The organism is Nonomuraea turcica (assembly GCF_030718205.1).
Taxonomy (GTDB): Bacteria; Actinomycetota; Actinomycetes; order Streptosporangiales; family Streptosporangiaceae; genus Nonomuraea.
This window is the reverse complement of sequence record NZ_JAUZQF010000019.1, coordinates 248,167-263,934: the sequence shown is the minus strand read 5'-3', so window position 1 is coordinate 263,934 and position 15,768 is coordinate 248,167. Positions and strand designations below refer to the sequence as shown.

At 69.7% G+C, this 15,768-nt stretch carries 16 protein-coding genes; 11 read left to right on the top strand and 5 right to left on the bottom strand.

Annotated elements, in window-relative coordinates:
- The first annotated feature begins 97 nt into the window (after window positions 1-97).
- Genes Q9G87_RS40970 through Q9G87_RS40955 form a run of 4 tightly spaced genes read left to right on the top strand, consistent with a single transcriptional unit; the run spans window position 98 to window position 5,327 of the window.
- Entirely contained in the window at window positions 98-1,429 is a 1,332-nt protein-coding gene (locus tag Q9G87_RS40970) for an ABC transporter substrate-binding protein (protein ID WP_305921986.1), read from the top strand.
- Window positions 1,429-2,343 carry a carbohydrate ABC transporter permease gene (locus Q9G87_RS40965; protein ID WP_305921985.1) on the top strand — a complete coding sequence of 305 codons (915 nt, stop codon included), beginning with the start codon at window positions 1,429-1,431 and terminating at the stop codon, window positions 2,341-2,343. Before Q9G87_RS40970 ends, Q9G87_RS40965 begins: the two co-directional genes overlap by 1 nt.
- Window positions 2,340-3,149, top strand: a complete 810-nt coding sequence (locus Q9G87_RS40960) for a carbohydrate ABC transporter permease (protein WP_127934709.1) — start codon at window positions 2,340-2,342, stop codon at window positions 3,147-3,149. The genes Q9G87_RS40965 and Q9G87_RS40960 overlap by 4 nt, the downstream gene beginning before the upstream one ends.
- Before the next feature lie 3 nt (window positions 3,150-3,152).
- Entirely contained in the window at window positions 3,153-5,327 is a 2,175-nt protein-coding gene (locus Q9G87_RS40955) for a family 43 glycosylhydrolase (protein ID WP_305921984.1), read from the top strand.
- A 21-nt stretch (window positions 5,328-5,348) separates the two neighbouring features.
- Here Q9G87_RS40955 and Q9G87_RS40950 read toward each other — a convergent pair whose 3' ends face one another.
- A complete protein-coding gene (locus Q9G87_RS40950) occupies window positions 5,349-6,914 on the bottom strand; it encodes an alkaline phosphatase D family protein (protein WP_305921983.1) in 1,566 nt (521 codons plus the stop codon).
- Window positions 6,907-7,758: an endonuclease/exonuclease/phosphatase family protein gene (locus Q9G87_RS40945; RefSeq protein WP_305921982.1), complete on the bottom strand. Its 852-nt coding sequence runs from the start codon at window positions 7,756-7,758 to the stop codon at window positions 6,907-6,909. Before Q9G87_RS40945 ends, Q9G87_RS40950 begins: the two co-directional genes overlap by 8 nt.
- A 575-nt stretch (window positions 7,759-8,333) precedes the next feature.
- Between Q9G87_RS40945 and Q9G87_RS40940 the strand changes: the two genes are divergently transcribed.
- Both Q9G87_RS40940 and Q9G87_RS40935 read left to right on the top strand, forming a co-directional pair.
- A complete protein-coding gene (locus tag Q9G87_RS40940; RefSeq protein ID WP_305921981.1) occupies window positions 8,334-9,683 on the top strand; it encodes a sensor histidine kinase in 1,350 nt (449 codons plus the stop codon).
- An 86-nt stretch (window positions 9,684-9,769) separates the two neighbouring features.
- The gene (locus Q9G87_RS40935) at window positions 9,770-10,744 is read left to right on the top strand and encodes an FkbM family methyltransferase (protein ID WP_305921980.1); all 975 of its coding nucleotides are present in this window, start codon (window positions 9,770-9,772) and stop codon (window positions 10,742-10,744) included.
- Here the strand turns inward: Q9G87_RS40935 and Q9G87_RS40930 are convergent.
- Window positions 10,741-11,370: a phosphoribosyltransferase gene (locus tag Q9G87_RS40930; protein WP_305921979.1), complete on the bottom strand. Its 630-nt coding sequence runs from the start codon at window positions 11,368-11,370 to the stop codon at window positions 10,741-10,743. The two genes, Q9G87_RS40935 and Q9G87_RS40930, sit on opposite strands and share 4 nt — an antisense overlap.
- 186 nt (window positions 11,371-11,556) lie before the next feature.
- Here Q9G87_RS40930 and Q9G87_RS40925 point away from each other — a divergent pair, with 186 nt between their 5' ends.
- A complete protein-coding gene (locus Q9G87_RS40925; protein ID WP_305921978.1) occupies window positions 11,557-11,862 on the top strand; it encodes a BON domain-containing protein in 306 nt (101 codons plus the stop codon).
- A gap of 17 nt (window positions 11,863-11,879) precedes the next feature.
- Here Q9G87_RS40925 and Q9G87_RS40920 read toward each other — a convergent pair whose 3' ends face one another.
- Window positions 11,880-12,287, bottom strand: a complete 408-nt coding sequence (locus Q9G87_RS40920; RefSeq protein ID WP_305921977.1) for a YbhB/YbcL family Raf kinase inhibitor-like protein — start codon at window positions 12,285-12,287, stop codon at window positions 11,880-11,882.
- 190 nt (window positions 12,288-12,477) lie between these two features.
- On the opposite strand from Q9G87_RS40920, the gene Q9G87_RS40915 reads away from it, so the two are divergent.
- From Q9G87_RS40915 to Q9G87_RS40905, 3 genes are all read left to right on the top strand, one after another.
- A complete protein-coding gene (locus tag Q9G87_RS40915; RefSeq protein WP_305921976.1) occupies window positions 12,478-13,254 on the top strand; it encodes an Fpg/Nei family DNA glycosylase in 777 nt (258 codons plus the stop codon).
- A 137-nt stretch (window positions 13,255-13,391) separates the two neighbouring features.
- Complete coding sequence (locus Q9G87_RS40910) at window positions 13,392-14,021, top strand: class I SAM-dependent methyltransferase (RefSeq protein ID WP_305921975.1); 630 nt, start codon at window positions 13,392-13,394, stop codon at window positions 14,019-14,021.
- Window positions 14,014-14,244, top strand: coding sequence for an RICIN domain-containing protein (locus Q9G87_RS40905; RefSeq protein WP_305921974.1), 231 nt, complete (start codon window positions 14,014-14,016; stop codon window positions 14,242-14,244). Before Q9G87_RS40910 ends, Q9G87_RS40905 begins: the two co-directional genes overlap by 8 nt.
- A 10-nt stretch (window positions 14,245-14,254) precedes the next feature.
- Here Q9G87_RS40905 and Q9G87_RS40900 read toward each other — a convergent pair whose 3' ends face one another.
- Window positions 14,255-15,076 (bottom strand): NAD(P)H-binding protein, encoded by an 822-nt coding sequence (locus tag Q9G87_RS40900; protein ID WP_305921973.1) that lies wholly within the window; start codon window positions 15,074-15,076, stop codon window positions 14,255-14,257.
- A gap of 180 nt (window positions 15,077-15,256) precedes the next feature.
- Here Q9G87_RS40900 and Q9G87_RS40895 point away from each other — a divergent pair, with 180 nt between their 5' ends.
- Complete coding sequence (locus tag Q9G87_RS40895) at window positions 15,257-15,721, top strand: MarR family winged helix-turn-helix transcriptional regulator (RefSeq protein ID WP_305921972.1); 465 nt, start codon at window positions 15,257-15,259, stop codon at window positions 15,719-15,721.
- Window positions 15,722-15,768 lie beyond the last annotated feature (47 nt).

The following is a 15,768-nucleotide window of genomic DNA, read 5'->3' as shown; positions in this document are numbered from 1 at the left end:
CCCGGTTTACAACGCTGTAACGAACCCCGGCGGCGCTGTTTACAACGTTAGATACAACGATGTAGAACGAGGCATCACCATATGGGTCAGGAGTGTGATGCAGATGTCCCTGGACAACCTCACCCGGCGACGCGCGCTCGGCCTCGGCCTCGGAGCCCTCGTTCTCACCGGTTGCGGCGGGGGCGGCGGGCCGAGACAGGCCGCTCAGCAGCCGGCGACGACGGCGGCCCCGACGACGTACACGGGCCCGGCGGTCTCCCTCTCGTTCTGGAACGGCTTCACCGGCGGCGACGGCCCGTTCATGAAGCGGCTGATCGAGCAGTTCAACGCCGCCCACCCCACCATCAAAGTGACCATGAACGTCTACCAGTGGGCGGACTACTACGCGAAGGTCCCCGCGGCGGTGGCCGCCGGCCAGGGCCCCGACCTCGGCATCATGCACGTGGACAGCGTCGCCACCAACGCCGCCCGCCAGGTGGTGCTGCCTCTCGACGACGTGGCCACGGCACTCACCCTGACCGAGGCCGACTTCTCCCCGCCGGTCTGGCAGGCCGGCGTCTACAAGGGCGCTCGCTACTCCATTCCGCTCGACGTGCACCCGCTCGGCATGTTCTACAACAAGACAGTCCTGTCCAAGGCCGGGCTCGACCCCGACAACCCGCCCAAGACCGGCGAGGAATACCTGGCCGCGCTCGAAGCCCTGAAGAAGGCCGGCATCCAGGGGCACTGGGCGACGCCGTTCCCGTTCACCGGCAGCATGCAGTTCGGCAGCCTGCTCTACCAGCACGGCGGGCAGTTGTTCGCCGACGACGCCAGCGTCTCCCGCTTCGCCGAGGAGCCCGGTGTGCAGGCGCTGACCTGGCTGGTCGAGCTGGTCAACAAGGGCTACAGCCCCAAGAACGTGGGGCAGGACGCCGACCTCATCGCCCTCCAGAACGGCAAGAACGCCTTCAACTGGAACGGCATCTGGTCCATCAACACGCTGCGCGCGGTCAAGGACCTGGAGTGGGGCGTGGCGCCACTCCCCCAGATCGGCACGAAGCCGGCCGCCTGGGCGGGCTCCCACCAGTTCGTGGTCTTCAAGCAGCGCACATCCGATCAGAACAAGCTGACCGCGGCCAAGGTCTTCATCAACTGGATCAGCGGACACTCCATCGAATGGGCCAAGGCGGGGCAGGTGCCCGCGCGCAAGTCCATCCGCGACGGCGCCGAGTTCCAGGCGCTCACGGAGCAGGCGGCCATCGGCTCCCAGATCGACAACCTGTACTTCCTGCCGTCCGTGGCCGGCATCGGCGACGCCTCCGCCGTCGTGGACCAGGCCATCAACGCGGCGATCCTGCTGAAGAAGAGCCCCAAGGACGCGCTCACCGAGGCGTCCGCCAAAGCGGACAAGATCCTCGAGCAGAACCGGAAGAAGTACGGCGCCTGATGGCCACACTCACCGCGAAGGCCTCCACGGCCAGGGCGGCGACGCCCGTCGCCTGGTCCGGGTGGGCCACTCCGTATTTGTTCATGGCCCCGTACCTGGTGTTGTTCTGCGTGTTCGTGCTGGCGCCCGCGATCTACGGCGTGTGGGTGAGCCTGCACGACTGGGACTTCCTGCTCGAGGGCAGGCCGTTCGTGGGGCTGGACAACTACACCGCGCTCTTCGATCCCACCTCGGCCGTCTACGCCGATTTCTGGATGTCGATGCGGGCCACCGGCTTGTTCACGCTGTTCAGCGTGCCGTTCCTGGTGGTGCTGCCGCTCGGGATCGCGCTGCTGCTCAACCGGTCTTTCCGGGGCAGGACGTTCTTTCGCGGGCTGTTCTTCGCGCCGTACGTGCTGGGGGTCGCCGTCGTCTGCCTGATGTGGCGGCTGCTGCTCGACCCGAACCTCGGGCTCGTCGACTGGCTGCTCGGCACCGACATCGCATGGACGACCTCGCTGCCGTGGGGGTGGGTCGCGCTGGTCGGCGTCACCGTGTGGTGGACGCTGGGGTTCAACGGCGTGATCTATCTGGCGGGCATGCAGGACATTCCGCGCGACCTGTACGACGCCGCCAAGGTGGACGGGGCCGGCCGGTGGGCCGAGTTCCGGCACGTGACGCTGCCCGGGCTGCGGCCCGTCATGTTGTTCGTGATCACCACGACCATCCTGGCCTCGGCGAACATGTTCGGCCAGTCGTACCTGCTCACCCAGGGCGCGCCGGGCGGCGAGACCAGGACCGCGATCGTGTACATCCTCGACCAGGGCCTCGGCCAGTACAAAATGGGCAGCGCCTCGGCCATGAGCTACGTGCTCACGCTCGCCCTGATCGTGGTCAGCGTGATCAACTTCCGGCTGTTCCGGGGGCGGTCATGAGGCGGTACACCGTCCTGGTCGCGCTGGCCGTGGTGTTCGTGGCGCCGCTGCTGTGGGCGCTCGGCACCTCGCTGAAGAGCCAGACCGAGGCCACCCGCGTCCCGCCCACGGTCTGGCCGGCCGAGCCGACCGCCCGGGCGTACGGCACCCTGTTCGAGGGCACGACGCAGACGCCGGTGCTGCGGTGGTTCGCCAACAGCCTCATCGCCGCGACCGGGCAGATGCTGCTCGTGCTGGTCGTGTCGTCGCTGGCCGCGTACGCGCTGGCCCGGCTGGAGTTCCGGGGCAAGCGGGTGATGTTCGGCGTCATCGTGGGGACGCTGCTGGTGCCGGGGTTCGTCTTCCTCATTCCGGCGTTCCTCATCGTGGACGCGCTGGGGTGGCTCGACAGCCTGACCGCGTTGATCGTGCCGGGGGCGGCGGGGGCGTTCGGGGTGTTCTTCCTGCGGCAGTTCTTCCTGGGGTTGCCGCGGGAGCTGGACGAGGCGGCGCTCATGGAAGGGGCCAACCACTGGCACATCTTCCTGCGGATCACGCTGCCGCTGTCGAAGCCGGCCCTGGCCACGCTCGCGGTGCTGAGCTTCCTGAGCAACTGGAACGACTTCATCTGGCCGATTTTCGTGATCTTCAGCCCGGACTACTTCACCTTGCCGCCCGGGCTGTCCATCCTGCAGGGCGCTTACACGATCGACTATCCGGTGATCATGGCGGGGGCCGTGCTGGCCAGCGTGCCGGTGCTGATCCTGTTCGCGCTGACGCAGCGCTACGTCATCGAAGGCATCTCCCGTAGTGGGCTGAAGGGCTGATACATGCGCATCGCAGCGGTTGCCTCGCTGGTCCTGTCCTTACTGTCCGGTCCCTCCTCCTCGTACGCCAACCCCGTGTCGGCCGGCTTCGCCGACACCTTCGCCGATCCGGCGGTCATCCGCGGGCTCGACGGCTACTGGTACTCCTACGGAACCTCCGATCCCCTGCGGGAAGGGGAGGGCAGGCACCACCGGCTGCCCATCGCCCGCTCCAGCGATCTCGTGGAGTGGACGTACGTGGGTGACGCGTTCGGGGAGGACAACCTGCCGCCGTACGCCGCGCCCGGCAGCCTGCTGTGGGCGCCGGAGGTCCGGTATCTCGACGGGCGGTACGTCATGTACTTCACCGTCACCAACACCGCGAGCACCCCGCATCCGTGGGACTTCTCGATCGGGGTCGCCACGGCGCCGTCGCCGACCGGGCCGTGGACGCATCAGGCCGCTCCCGTGGTGCCGCCGCGGCCGGCCGGGGACTCGTACTGGAACACGATCGACCCGGCGCAGTTCACGGACGTGGATGGGCGAAAATATCTCTACTTCGGCGGATTTTTCGGGGGATTGTGGGTTACGGAGCTCACCCCGGACGGGCTGCGGACCGTGGGACAGCCGGCCCAGGTGGCCATCGACAACAAGTTCGAGGGCGCGTACGTCGTACGGCGTGGCGGGTTCTACTACCTGCTGGCCTCGTCCGCGAACTGCTGCGCCGGGCCCACGACCGGATACTCGGTCCTGGCCGGGCGAGCCACCAGCCCGCGCGGGCCGTTCGTCGATCGCGACGGGCAGCCGCTGCTCGCCTCCCGTGCCGGCGGCACCCCCGTCCTGGATCAGAACGGTAACCGCTGGATCGGGGCCGGCCACCACTCGCAGCTGACGGACCTGTCCGGGCAGGACTGGATGTTGTACCACGCGATCGACCGGGCGGATCCGTTCCTGGACGAGCCCTACGGGATCAACGAGCGGCCCATGCTGCTGGACCGGCTGGACTGGATCGACGACTGGCCGGTGGTGCGGGCGGGCGCCGGGCCATCGGAGCGGTCGGGAGAAGCGCCGGTCACGCGCGGGACCGTGGACGAGCGTTTCACGGGTGATCTGTCGGGATGGCGTGGCTCGGACGGCTGGACCGTACAGGACGGATATGCCCGGCATGGCACCGGAGACGGCAAGGCGGCAACGCTGATCGCCCGCCGAGGCGTCGGCGGCGACCTGCGTGCCGAGACGGACCTCCGGGTGACCGGCCGGTCGGGAGGCCTGCGCATCGGCGGGGCGACCGTGCTGGTGTCCGGCGACGAGCTCGTCGTGACCGCAGGCGGGGCCCGGCGCACGGCTGCCCTGCCGGGTGGCGCGGCGACCTGGCGCAACCTGGCCGTCACGGTCAAGGGCCGGACGATCAGCGCTCAGGTCGGCTCGGCCGATCGGCTCGGCGACCCGCGCGCCACCGTGCGCCTCCACTCCCCCGTCCCGCTGTCCGGCACGTTCGGGCTGGTCGCCGAGGGCCCGGCCGACTTCGACAACGTCAGCGTGGCGCGGCTCTTCACCCCGGTCTCCCGCCCGGCGGCGGTCCCTCGCCCCGGCACGCTGCTCGACGCCGACGAGTTCGACAGCGAGGACGGCAAGGGCTGGCAGTGGGTCCGCGAGGACACCTCCGCGCGCGTCACCAACGGCGTGCTCCGCTGGCCGGTCCAGGGATCTGACCTGGTCGGCACGGCCAACACCGCCGGCGTCCTGCTCCGCACCCCGCCCGAGGGCGACTACATCGTCGAGACCAAGGTGACCCTCGACCTGGGCGAGGACACGGTACGCAACTACCAGCAGGCAGGCCTGGTCGCGTACGTCTCCGACGACGACTTCGCCCGCCTGTGCCAGGTGGCCATCTGGAACACCCGCCAGGTGGAGTACGGCAGGGAGCTCCCGTTCGCCGGCCGGCTGTCGTACGGCGGCAACATCGCCGGCCCGCCCGCGAAGACCACGTGGCTCAGGCTCGCCCACCACGTCGACCCGGCCAACGGCGAGCACGAGTTCCGCGCCGGCTCCAGCCGCGACGGCAAGACGTGGACGTGGGCCGGCGTGTGGACGTTCCCGAAGGACACGGCGCCGCGGATCGGCCTGGTCGCCCATGGAGGCGCGCAGCCGGCCGTCAACGCCGAGTTCGACTACGTGCGCGTCTACCGGAGCAAGTGATCATCCCGGAGACGGGCCTGGCTAAACGCTGGCGGCTCCCGGGCGGCGGTCCTCCACGACGAACGAGGCGAAGGTCGTGGCGGTGGCGTCCGCCCGGCTGACGGTGGGCACCATGCGCAGGTCGGTACGCCATTCGTGCTCGTCAAGCCGGCACGTGACGTAACCGCGGCGGTCGCCGTCGAAGAACTTGATGTGCGGATTCCACTTGATCATGGGCCCGTAGTAGGGCCCGTAGACCTCGTCGTCACCATTGGTGGAGATCGACGTGCCGACGAACTCCGTCGCCACGACCGGGGAGTCAGGCCGGTCGAAGTCCTGGTGGATGTCGTTGACGAACGTCGAGTGCCAGTCGCCGGCGACCAGGATGGGGTTGCGCACCTTGGCCGTGACGAACGTGTCGGTGATGGCTCTGCGTGAGGCGGGGTAGCCGTCCCAGGCGTCGTGCCAGATGACGTCGCCGGTCGGGCCGTCGTGGTCCAGCCGGGCCATCATCACGCTCGTCGCGATCACGTTCCACCGCGCCTTGGACGCGTACAGTCCGTCCAGGAGCCACCGCTCCTGCGTGGTGCCGAGCATGGTGCCCTTGGCCGGGTCGTTCCCGGCCGCGCACGCGGGTGCCTCGCCCCAGCCGCACGGCGGCGCGCTGCGGTACTGCCGAGTGTCCAGCAGGTCGATCTGCGCCAGGCGGCCCCAGTGGGAGCGGCCGTAGAGCCGCAGCGAGCCGTCCGCACGCGGCAGGGACCTGCGGCTAACGGGCTGGTGCTCGTACCATGCCTTGTAGGCCGCCGCCCGGTTGGCGTCGATCGGACCGTACGCCCCGGCGTAGTCGTTGGCCACCTCGTGGTCGTCCCAGGTGACCAGCCACGGGAAGCGGGCGTGGGCGCGCTGCAGATCCGGGTCCGACTTGTACAGCGCGTACTGCATGCGCCAGCGGTCGAGGTCGCGCGGGCCCTCGCGGAGCACGTCCGGCGTCGCGGTCTTGCGCATGCCGCCGTCGGCGGGGACTCCGTACTCGTACACGTAGTCACCGAGGTGGATCACCAGGTCGAGGTCCTCTTCGGCCATGCTCCGGTACGCCGGGTAGAAGCCGTGGGTCCAATCCTGGCAGGAGGCGAAGGCGAAGCTCAGCGAGCCCGGCCCGCCGTGCTCGGAGGGTGCGGTACGGGTACGGCCCACATCGGAGACATCGCCGCGGTAGCGGAAGCGGTAGTAGTAGTGCCGCCCCGGCTGCAGCCCGTCCACCTCGACGTGCACCGAGTGCGCCAGCTCAGGCAGCGCCGACACGGTGCCCCGCTTGACGACATTCCGCATGTTCTCATCCACTGCCAGTTGCCAGTCCACCGGCACCGCACGGCTCGGCATGCCGCCGTCGGGGCTGAACGGATCAGGCACCAGGCGGGTCCACAACACCACGCCGCCCGGCGTCGGGTCGCCCGAGGCGATGCCGAGCTTGAACGGATACTCCTCGCCGCGCAGGCGTGGCGCCGCGAGCGCGGTGCCCTCGAGCGGCACCTGGCTGAGGGCCGCCAGTCCCGCGACCGTGCCGATGCCGGAGAGGAATCCGCGACGCCGGAGGGCATCAGCCACGGCGGCCGACCAGCAGGTCGACGAACAGCGGCAGGTGATCCGAGGCATCGCTCGTGACGACGGCGGCCGACTCGACCTGGACGTCGGCCGAGGTGAACACGTAGTCGATGCGCGCGTTCGGGGCCGCCACCGGGTAGGTGTAGCCCTCACCCGCGCCCGCCCGCGGCCAGGTGTCGGTCAGGGTGTCGGACAGGGCGCGGATCTCCGGCGCGTCGGGGCGGGCGTTGAGGTCCCCGGTGAGCACCACCGGCTCCTCGCGCGCGCCGACCAGGGGTTGGATGGCGCGCACCTGCTCCAGGCGCTCGTTGGCGTTGTTGTGCTGCAGGTGGGTGTTGAACACCTGCACGCGCACCCCGCGCACCTGCACCAGGGCCCGCAGCAGGCCACGCTGCTCGTGGCCCTCGTAACGCGGCAGCAGGGTGTTGTCCGAGGCAAGGATGGGGTAGCGGGACAGGATCGCGGTGCCGTACTGGCGGCGCGGCGCGCCGGGGGTGGCCGGGTCGAGGTCGAGGTTGGCGCCGTAGACGACGTGCATGTGCAGCCGCTCGGCCAGCCAGGACGCCTGGTCGGCGAACTCGCTCCGCTCCGACCAGTGCCGGTCGACCTCCTGCAGGCCCACGATGTCGGCCTCGCCGGTGCGGATCACATCGGCGACGCGCTCCAGGTTCAGCTTGTCGTCCACGCCCTGGGCGTGGTGGATGTTGAAGGTCGCGACCCTGATGCGACGATCGGGCACGTCCGAGGCGGCGTGCGCCGTGGTGGCGGTGGCCGTGATCACGAGTACGGCGGCCGCGGCGATCCCCGCGGTACGGCGGGCTACCTGTGCTAAGCGTGACGCGAACATGCCGAGATCATGGCGGCCGGCCGTGACTTCCGCGTGGCGGATCGGTGACGGCGCGGCACCCGGCACATGACCGCCCTGCTCACCGCCGCCCGGCTGCCGTGACGGTCAGCGGCCCGTTCGCGGGTCTCCACGCGTCCCGATCAGCCCGCCCGGGGCGGTGTTCGCGGCCTTCACCCGCCGCCGCGGATTGATCCCGCTGGTGCTGTGCTCGGCACCGCGACCCTCGGCATCCTCGCGGCCGTGCTCGCCATGCCGGCGCTCATCGCCCGACTCCTGCGCCGCGTCCGGCAGAGCGCCTGAGCGGGCCTGACCAAAGGACGGCCAAAGAACTTTGACCGTAGGCAGGGTCGTCTTCCGCGACCGGCGAGGGAAATGATAGCCGTGAGCTGCAAGATTGCCTTTCATAGGCACCACGGACAGGACACCGTGAGATGGCGCGGGATCTGGCGCCTCTCAGCGGACGTCAGGTGCCAGGTGCCGGATGGACACGCCGACGGCAGGAAAGGCGGGAACATCGAGAGCTGAACGTGTCTGGCGCCTTCTCCGAGGCCGGCAGACACCGGAAAGGTCGCAAAGTGTCGTTTCCCCGTCGCCTTTCCGTCCAGGCGACGCTGACCTTGGCAACGGGGCTCTTGTCGCTGATGGCTCTCAGCGCCGTGGGAATCGTCGCGGATTTCTCGATCCGCGTCGACGTGGAGCAGCGTGTCTTCGAAGACACCGAGCGGGCGGCGGTCGACTGGATCGGAGCGATGAACGAGGCACGGCCCCCGCCCCCGGTCACCGCCTCGGACGTCAACCTGATCCAGCTGGTCAACTCATCCGGCGAGGTCGAGTCGGCCAGCAGAGCAGTTGCCGGCCGGCCGGCGCTGAGCAAATATTGGCCCTCATCCGATGATCGCATCCAGCATCGCACGGAATGTTCCGCCACGCAGTGCGTGATGTTCACGGCCGTCAGGCCCTCGCCGCAAGAGGAGCAACTGCTGTGGGGCGGCGAATCCCACATCGTGTACGCCGGTCGCGTACAACCCGCGATCCTGGCCACGCACACCTTGGAGCTTCTCCTCGGCGCCGCCGTCCTGCTGGCCAGCGGGCTGTTCGCGGGCGTGGCCTGGATTCTGGTCCGGCAGGCGTTGCGCCCGGTGGAGGCGATACGCAGGCGGATCGCCCAGGTCACCGTGACCGACTTGAGCATGCGCGTGCCGCAGCCGTCCGGGCAGGACGCGATCGCGCTGCTGGCCCGCACCGCCAACGAGACGCTGTCGCGGCTGCAGGAGGCGGTCGACCATCAGCGTCACTTCGCCTCGATGGTGTCTCACGAGTTGCGCACCCCGCTGACCGGACTGCGTACCCAATTGGAAGAGGCTCAGCTGTATTCCGACGTGGACCCGCGTACGGCGATAGACGATGCGCTGGCCACGCTGGAGCGCTGCCAGTTGATCATCGATGAGATGCTGGCGCTGACCCGCGTGCGCACCTCGTCGCACACGCCCCAGCGGGTGGATCTCACCGCGTTGGCACGCGAGGAGGTCGCACGACGGGGCGGGAAGGTGCCGATCCGCATCCACGCCGACGAGAACGTGGCGGTGTTCGGCAACCCCGTCCAGATCGCCGAGGTGCTGGTGAACCTGCTCGTGAACGCCCAGCGTCACGCTCTGACCTGTGTCGAGGTGAGCGTGGTGCGCGCGGACGGGCAGGCGACGGTCAGTGTGCTCGACGACGGCGCCGGCATCCCGCCGGCCGACCGCGAGCGGATCTTCACGCCCTTCGTCCGCCTGACCGAAGGGCGCCGGCGCGATCCGCACGGCAGTGGTCTCGGCCTCGCCATCTCGCGGGCCATCGCGCAGACGCATCAAGGCATGCTGACCGTGGAGGACTCGCCGCGGGGCGCCAACTTCGTCCTGCGCCTGCCACTGGCACCGGACTGAAGCCGGCCCGGGATGGCCGGCCATCGACCTGTTGGGGTTGCTGATATACCGACATATGGCTCATCGGCTTGATAAATTTCTTCAGCATGCCCCCATCTCTGAAGCGACTGCGGCAAACCATCGCTATCGGGATGATGCGCGCGGCGAGGGCGGCGAACAGGAGCCGGCTGACCCGCACGGTGCTAGGGGGCCGGAGCATCCGGCGGTTCCCGCTGGTCAACCGGATTTACCACATGGTGTTCCGGGTAGGCGTCGCCGCCGGCGATCGAGATGTGAAGGTGCACTACCGAGGCGTCGTGCTGATCGGTCCGGCGTGGGACGCGACGATCATGCCGTCGATCTCGGCGGGCTATTACGAGGAGTTCGAGGTCCGCGTCTTCGAGCGGCTGGCCTCGGTGAGCCGTTCGATCGTCGACGTCGGAGCTAACATCGGCGTCTACGCCTGCACGGGCGCTGTGCGGTTGCCGCGGGACGGACGGTTGATCGCTTTCGAGCCGGTGCCGGAGAACGTCGCCTACCTGCGGCGCAACGTCGAGGGCAACGAGCTGGCCGGCCGCGTGACCGTAGAAGAGATGGCCGTCGGGTCCGCACCCGGCGAATTGACCCTCCACCTGTCAGGCGAGCAGTCCGGCAAACACTCGGCCGCCGTGGCGAATGTGGGCACAGCTGCCGGTGCCGTCACCGTACCCATGACGTCGATCGACGCTTACCTCGACGGCAGCGGCCTCGGGCCGCCCGACGTCATCAAGATCGACGTCGAGGGGTACGAGGGCTTCGTGCTCCAAGGTGCGGCTCAGACCCTGGCCTCGGCGCCGACGCTGCTGTTCGAGCTGCATCCCGAGCTCCAGGCCAACTGCGGCGGCGACGCGGGCGCCCTGCTCGACCTCGTCTTCGCCCGCTATCGCTGGGTCTTGCTGGTGGACGAGCTGGACAACGTCCTGCGTTCGTGCACCCGAGCCGACCTCGACGCCCCTGGCACGATCGGCCTCTACCGCTCCAATCTCGTGGCCATCGGCCGCCAGGAGCACCTGGACGCGGTCCGGCAATGGCACAGCCTCTAGCCGGCGCTGCGCAGGAGGTCGGCGACCTCCTCGTCGTCGACCTGGCGGAAGTCGTGGTACCACTGGCTGATGCCGCCGAGATCGCCGGGGGTCTCCGTGCAGATCACCTCGTCGGCGTCGGCGCGCAACTGCTCGGCCGCCTCGGGCGGGCACACCGGCACGGCCAGGACGACGCGGGAGGCCTCCTGTGCGCGGGCGACCTGGCATGCGGCGCGGGCGGTGGATCCGGTGGCGATCCCGTCGTCGACGATGAGCGCGGTCCGGCCGGTCAGGGGCAGCTTCGGCCGTCCGGCGCGGACCTGCTCCGCCCGGCGGCCGAGCACCTCGCGTTCGTGCTCCTCCACCTGTTCCATGTCGTCGGCGGCCAGGCGGGCGGCATCCACGATCGCCGGGTTGATGACGCGTACGCCGTCCTCACCGATCGCCCCGAACCCCAGCTCGGGCTGGATCGGGACGCCCAGCTTGCGGACCAGGATGACATCCAGCGGCGCCCCGAGCTCCCGGGCCACCTCGAACGCCACCGCCACCCCGCCGCGCGGCAGGCCGAGGACCACGACGTCCTGCCCGCGCAGGTGCTGCAGGCGTGCCGCCAGACGGCGTCCGGCGTCCGTGCGGTCAGCGAACATGCTTGATCACCTCAGATGGGATCCGGCGGAAGTCCTTGGTCGCGAGGAAGCCCATGAGGCCACCCTGCCCGCCGGCCACAGCAGTCAACATCGAACCGTGGCGGGGACCGCCTGACCTGGGGTGATAGCCCGGCCCCGGCACGGGTAGCGGACTGGTGACATCGGTCGAGATCATGGAGGCACATCATGTCCCCGTCCCCGCTCCCGGCCTGGAGCTACCCGCCGGACCGCTACTACTACGGCTGGCGGGACCAGCACCCAGCCGTGCCGACCGACCGCGAGATCAAGTCCCAGCTGGTCGATCGACTACGGGACAACCCGCACACCAAGGACGCCGACATCCGGGTGGACGTCAAGCAGCGGGTCGTCATTCTGGGTGGTGACGTGAGCACCTGGCTGGCCAAGCGCGCGGCCGGCGATGACGCCTGGGACACGCCGGGCGTGGTGGACGTCAGCAACCAACTCGTGATCCGCCAGAGCGGCGCGCCCTAGGAAACGGTGAGCCCGGCCTATCGTCCGTACGTGCCGACCAGCGTGCCCGAGGCGAGCACGTTTCCCTTGGTAGCGCGCCGGAACTCCGCGGCGGAGAAGCCGTCGGCCAGGCCGGTCGGCGCGGGCATGGCATAGAGGCGGAAGAAATAGCGATGCGGAGCATCGCCCGGCGGCGGATGCGGCCCACCGTATCCCTGCGTGCCGAAGTCGTTACGGCCGACGGTGAAGGCCTTCAGCTCGTCGCCTGCTTCCAGACCGGAGGCGTCCGGCGGGATGCCGACGACCAGCCAGTGGGTGAAGGTGCCGCCGGGGGCGTCGGGATCCTCGCACAGCAGCGCCAGCTCCGCGGCCTCATCCGGCACGCCGGCCCACTCCAACGCGGGGGAGACGTCGCCAGCCTCGTGGGAATGTTCGCGTGGGATCATCGCATGATCGCTGAATGCGCTGCTCCGCAGTGTTATTCCAGCCATGCCCACCCGTTGCCCCACGAATGAGGCTCCACACCTGCCTCAACCCCACCTCGGCGGCGGCGCAGGTGACCTGCGGGGCCTTCGGCGCGGTAGACACACGGCGGGCTCAGGGATGGGACGGGGCTGCGTGGGCAGGGCTGTCCTCATGCCGGAACTTCCTGACGTGGAGGGCTTCCGCAGGGTGCTGTCCGAGCACACCGGCGAGCCGATCAGGGGCGTACGCGTGCGCGACCCCGGGGTCCTTCGCGGCATCGGCGCGCGGCAACTGGCCGGCGCGCTGCGGGGACACCGGTTCGAGCCGCCGCGACGGCACGGCAAGTGGCTGATCGCCCCGGCCGGCGGGCCGGTGCTGATGCTGCACTTCGGCATGACCGGCTCACTGTCCTGGCATCCCCCCGGCGAGCCGTTGCACCGGCATGACCGAGTCGTCTGGCAGTTCGACGACGGTGAGCTGCGCTTTCGTGACATGCGGAAACTCCAGGGCATCCGCCTTGCCGGCGATGAGACTCAGGTCGAGCGGGTGCTCGGCGAACTCGGCCCGGACGCGCGTGAGGTGTCACGCGAGCGCTTCGACGAGCTGCTGTCGGGTCGCAGGGGACGGCTCAAGTCGGTGCTGACCGACCAGACATTCATCGCCGGCCTGGGCAACCTGCTCGCCGACGAAATTTGCTGGCATGCCCGGATCAATCCGCAGCGTGCCGTGGGAGATCTGGACGAAGGCGAACACACCGCGTTGTACGAGGCGATGCGCCGGGTCCTGCGGGAGGCGATCAAGGCCGAATGCGTGCCCGCGCGTGACACCTGGCTCACCGGGATCCGCGACGAGCCCGATGGCCCCTGCCCGCGCTGCGGCACGCCCTTGTCCAGCCGCCGTATCGCGGGCCGTACAACCGTCTGGTGCCCCCGCTGCCAACCTCCCTGACCGGGCCGCTGCCACGTCAGGAGCGCCTGCGCAAGATCGCTTGTGTTCACCTCTGAGCCACGTGGCTGCAATATCGCACCGCCGCACGTACGCAAGGATTCGAGCGGGTTGCCGGAGCGAGCTCGGGGAGCAGGACTGTGACAATCGATCAGGAGCGCCGTGGCGCCGGCAGCGGTCGATTTCTGTGGGAATTCGTCAGGTCGCCGCTGCGCACGGCTTCGGTGCTGCCGAGCTCGGCGCGGCTGGCGGCGCAAATGGTGGTGGGCGTCCCGGAGCGCGGCGAGCCGGTGGTGGTCGAGCTCGGCGCGGGGACGGGCGCCTTCACCTCTGCCATCCAACGACGGCTGGGCGGTTGCGGCAGGCACATCGTGGTCGAGCTCAACGACCGGTTCGCGGCGGAGATCGCGCGGGCGTACCCGTCTGTCGAGGTGGTGTGCGAGGACGCCGCACACCTGCCCGGCCTGCTCGCCAGGCTCGGCGTCGGGCCGGTGGACGTCGTGGTCAGCGGCCTGCCGTGGGTCGCCTACGCCGGGCAGCCCCCTCTGATCGAGTCGGTGGCCCGCGTTCTGTCCCCGGCTGGGGTCTATACGCAGTTCGCCTACAACTGGACGCGCTGGGCCGCCCCGGCGAGGCGGCTGCTCGGCGGCCTGCGGACAGAGTTCGAGGAGGTCGTGACGAGCACGACCGTCTGGCGCAACCTGCCACCCGCGGTGGTCTACCTAGCCCGCCGTCCCCGGGCGAGGCGGGCCGTCGGCGACGGTGACTAGGCGTATCCTCGGCCTGACTGCCACCCTCGCCCTGAGCCTGACCGCCCTGTCCGCGCCGGCCGGCGCCACCGATGGTAGCGAGGTCATCCTGATCAACCGGCTGACCGGTAAATGCGTCACCGTCGCCGGCGGCACGAGCACCGAGAACAATGTCGACCTCGTCCAGTACGACTGCGACAGCGACCGGTCACGGAAGTGGTACATGCACGTGGTGACCGGCTAGCCACCAACTGTCAGCCGAGGAAGGCGGCTCGGTGTTGCTCGGCCCATGAGGCGAAGGTGCGCGCGGGACGCCCGGTCAACTCTTCGACGACCGTGGTGAGCTCGGCCGGGCGGCCGTCGCAGCTCTGCCAGTAGTCCAGGAGGGCGTCGGCGACGGGCCCGTCGATGTACTGGGCCATCTCGGCCTTCCACTCCTGCCGGGTGACGTGCTTGACGGAGATGTCACGCCCGGTGACGCGGGACAGGATGCCGATCTGCTCGGTGAACGTGAGCGACTGCGGCCCGGTCAGCGTGTACGGCCGGCCGCCGAGCGCGGGGTCGGCGAGCACGGCGGCGGCCACCGCGGCGACGTCGGCCTCGTGGACGGCATCGACGTGCGCGTCCGGGTACGGCAGGCTGATCGGCGTCCCGGATTTGACGGGCCACGACCATGCCATCGCGTTGCCGCAGAAAGTGCCGGGCCGCAGCGACGTGCTCCGCACCGGCGAGGCGGCCACGGCGCGTTCCGCGTCGATGTGGGACTTGGCCAGCGGGCCGGCGTCGGGATCGGGCGTGAGCACGGCCGATGAGGACAGCAGCACGATGTGCTCGACTCCGGCCGCGGCGGCCGTTTCGGCGAATTCGCCGGCGTGCGAGGGTTCGGCGTACAGGAACACCGACGTCACGCCCGCGAGGGCGGCGGTGAAGGTGGACGGGTCGCTCAAGTCGCACTTGACGACCGACGGGTCGGCGGGGGCCTTGGAGGCCGGGCGGACGGGCCGCCCCTGCTCGCGCAGGAGGCCGATGAGGGCGCTGGCGACGGCACCGCGGGCGCCGGTGACAAGAGTGGTCATTTCTGTTGATATCCCTTCGAGTGGAGGGTCTGCGGTGTGCTCGGCAGGAGCCACACCAGGCCGTAGCGGGCGAGACGCGCGGACGAGCATGCGGGTCTCCCGCTAGGATGGAGGCGTGGCACAAACTTTGATCCACGCAAAGTTTGCATGATGCAAATTATTAGAAGCATGGAGCGGCCTGTGTCAAACCGAGCCGAGACGTTGAAGCGCATCGCCGATGAGAGCCAGCGCCATTACGCGGCCTACACGCTGTTCAACCAGGCCATGGCCGACCGGCTCGGCATCCACCCCACCGACCTGCAGTGCGTGGCGCTGCTCGACCTGGAGTCGGGCCCCGTGAGCAGTGGCGAGATCGCCCGCCTCACCGGCCTGACCCCCAGCGCGGCCACCCGCCTGATAGACCGCCTGGACAAAGCAGGCCTCGTCGTGCGGCAGGCCGACCCCGACGACCGCAGGCGGGCCCTGGTCGCCCTCGCCCCCGAAGCCCGCGCGCGGATCGGCTCGGCCTGGGAGATCCCGGGCAGGGCGTTCGCCGAGGCGCTCGACCGCTACGACGACGCGGAGCTGGACCTGATCGCCGACTTTCTCCACCGGGCTGCCGCGGTCGGCCGTGCGCAGGCGCAGCGGCTCACCGCGGACTCCTGAGCCCGGAACGCGACGAGCCCGCGCGACGATTCAGCACGTCATGCGGG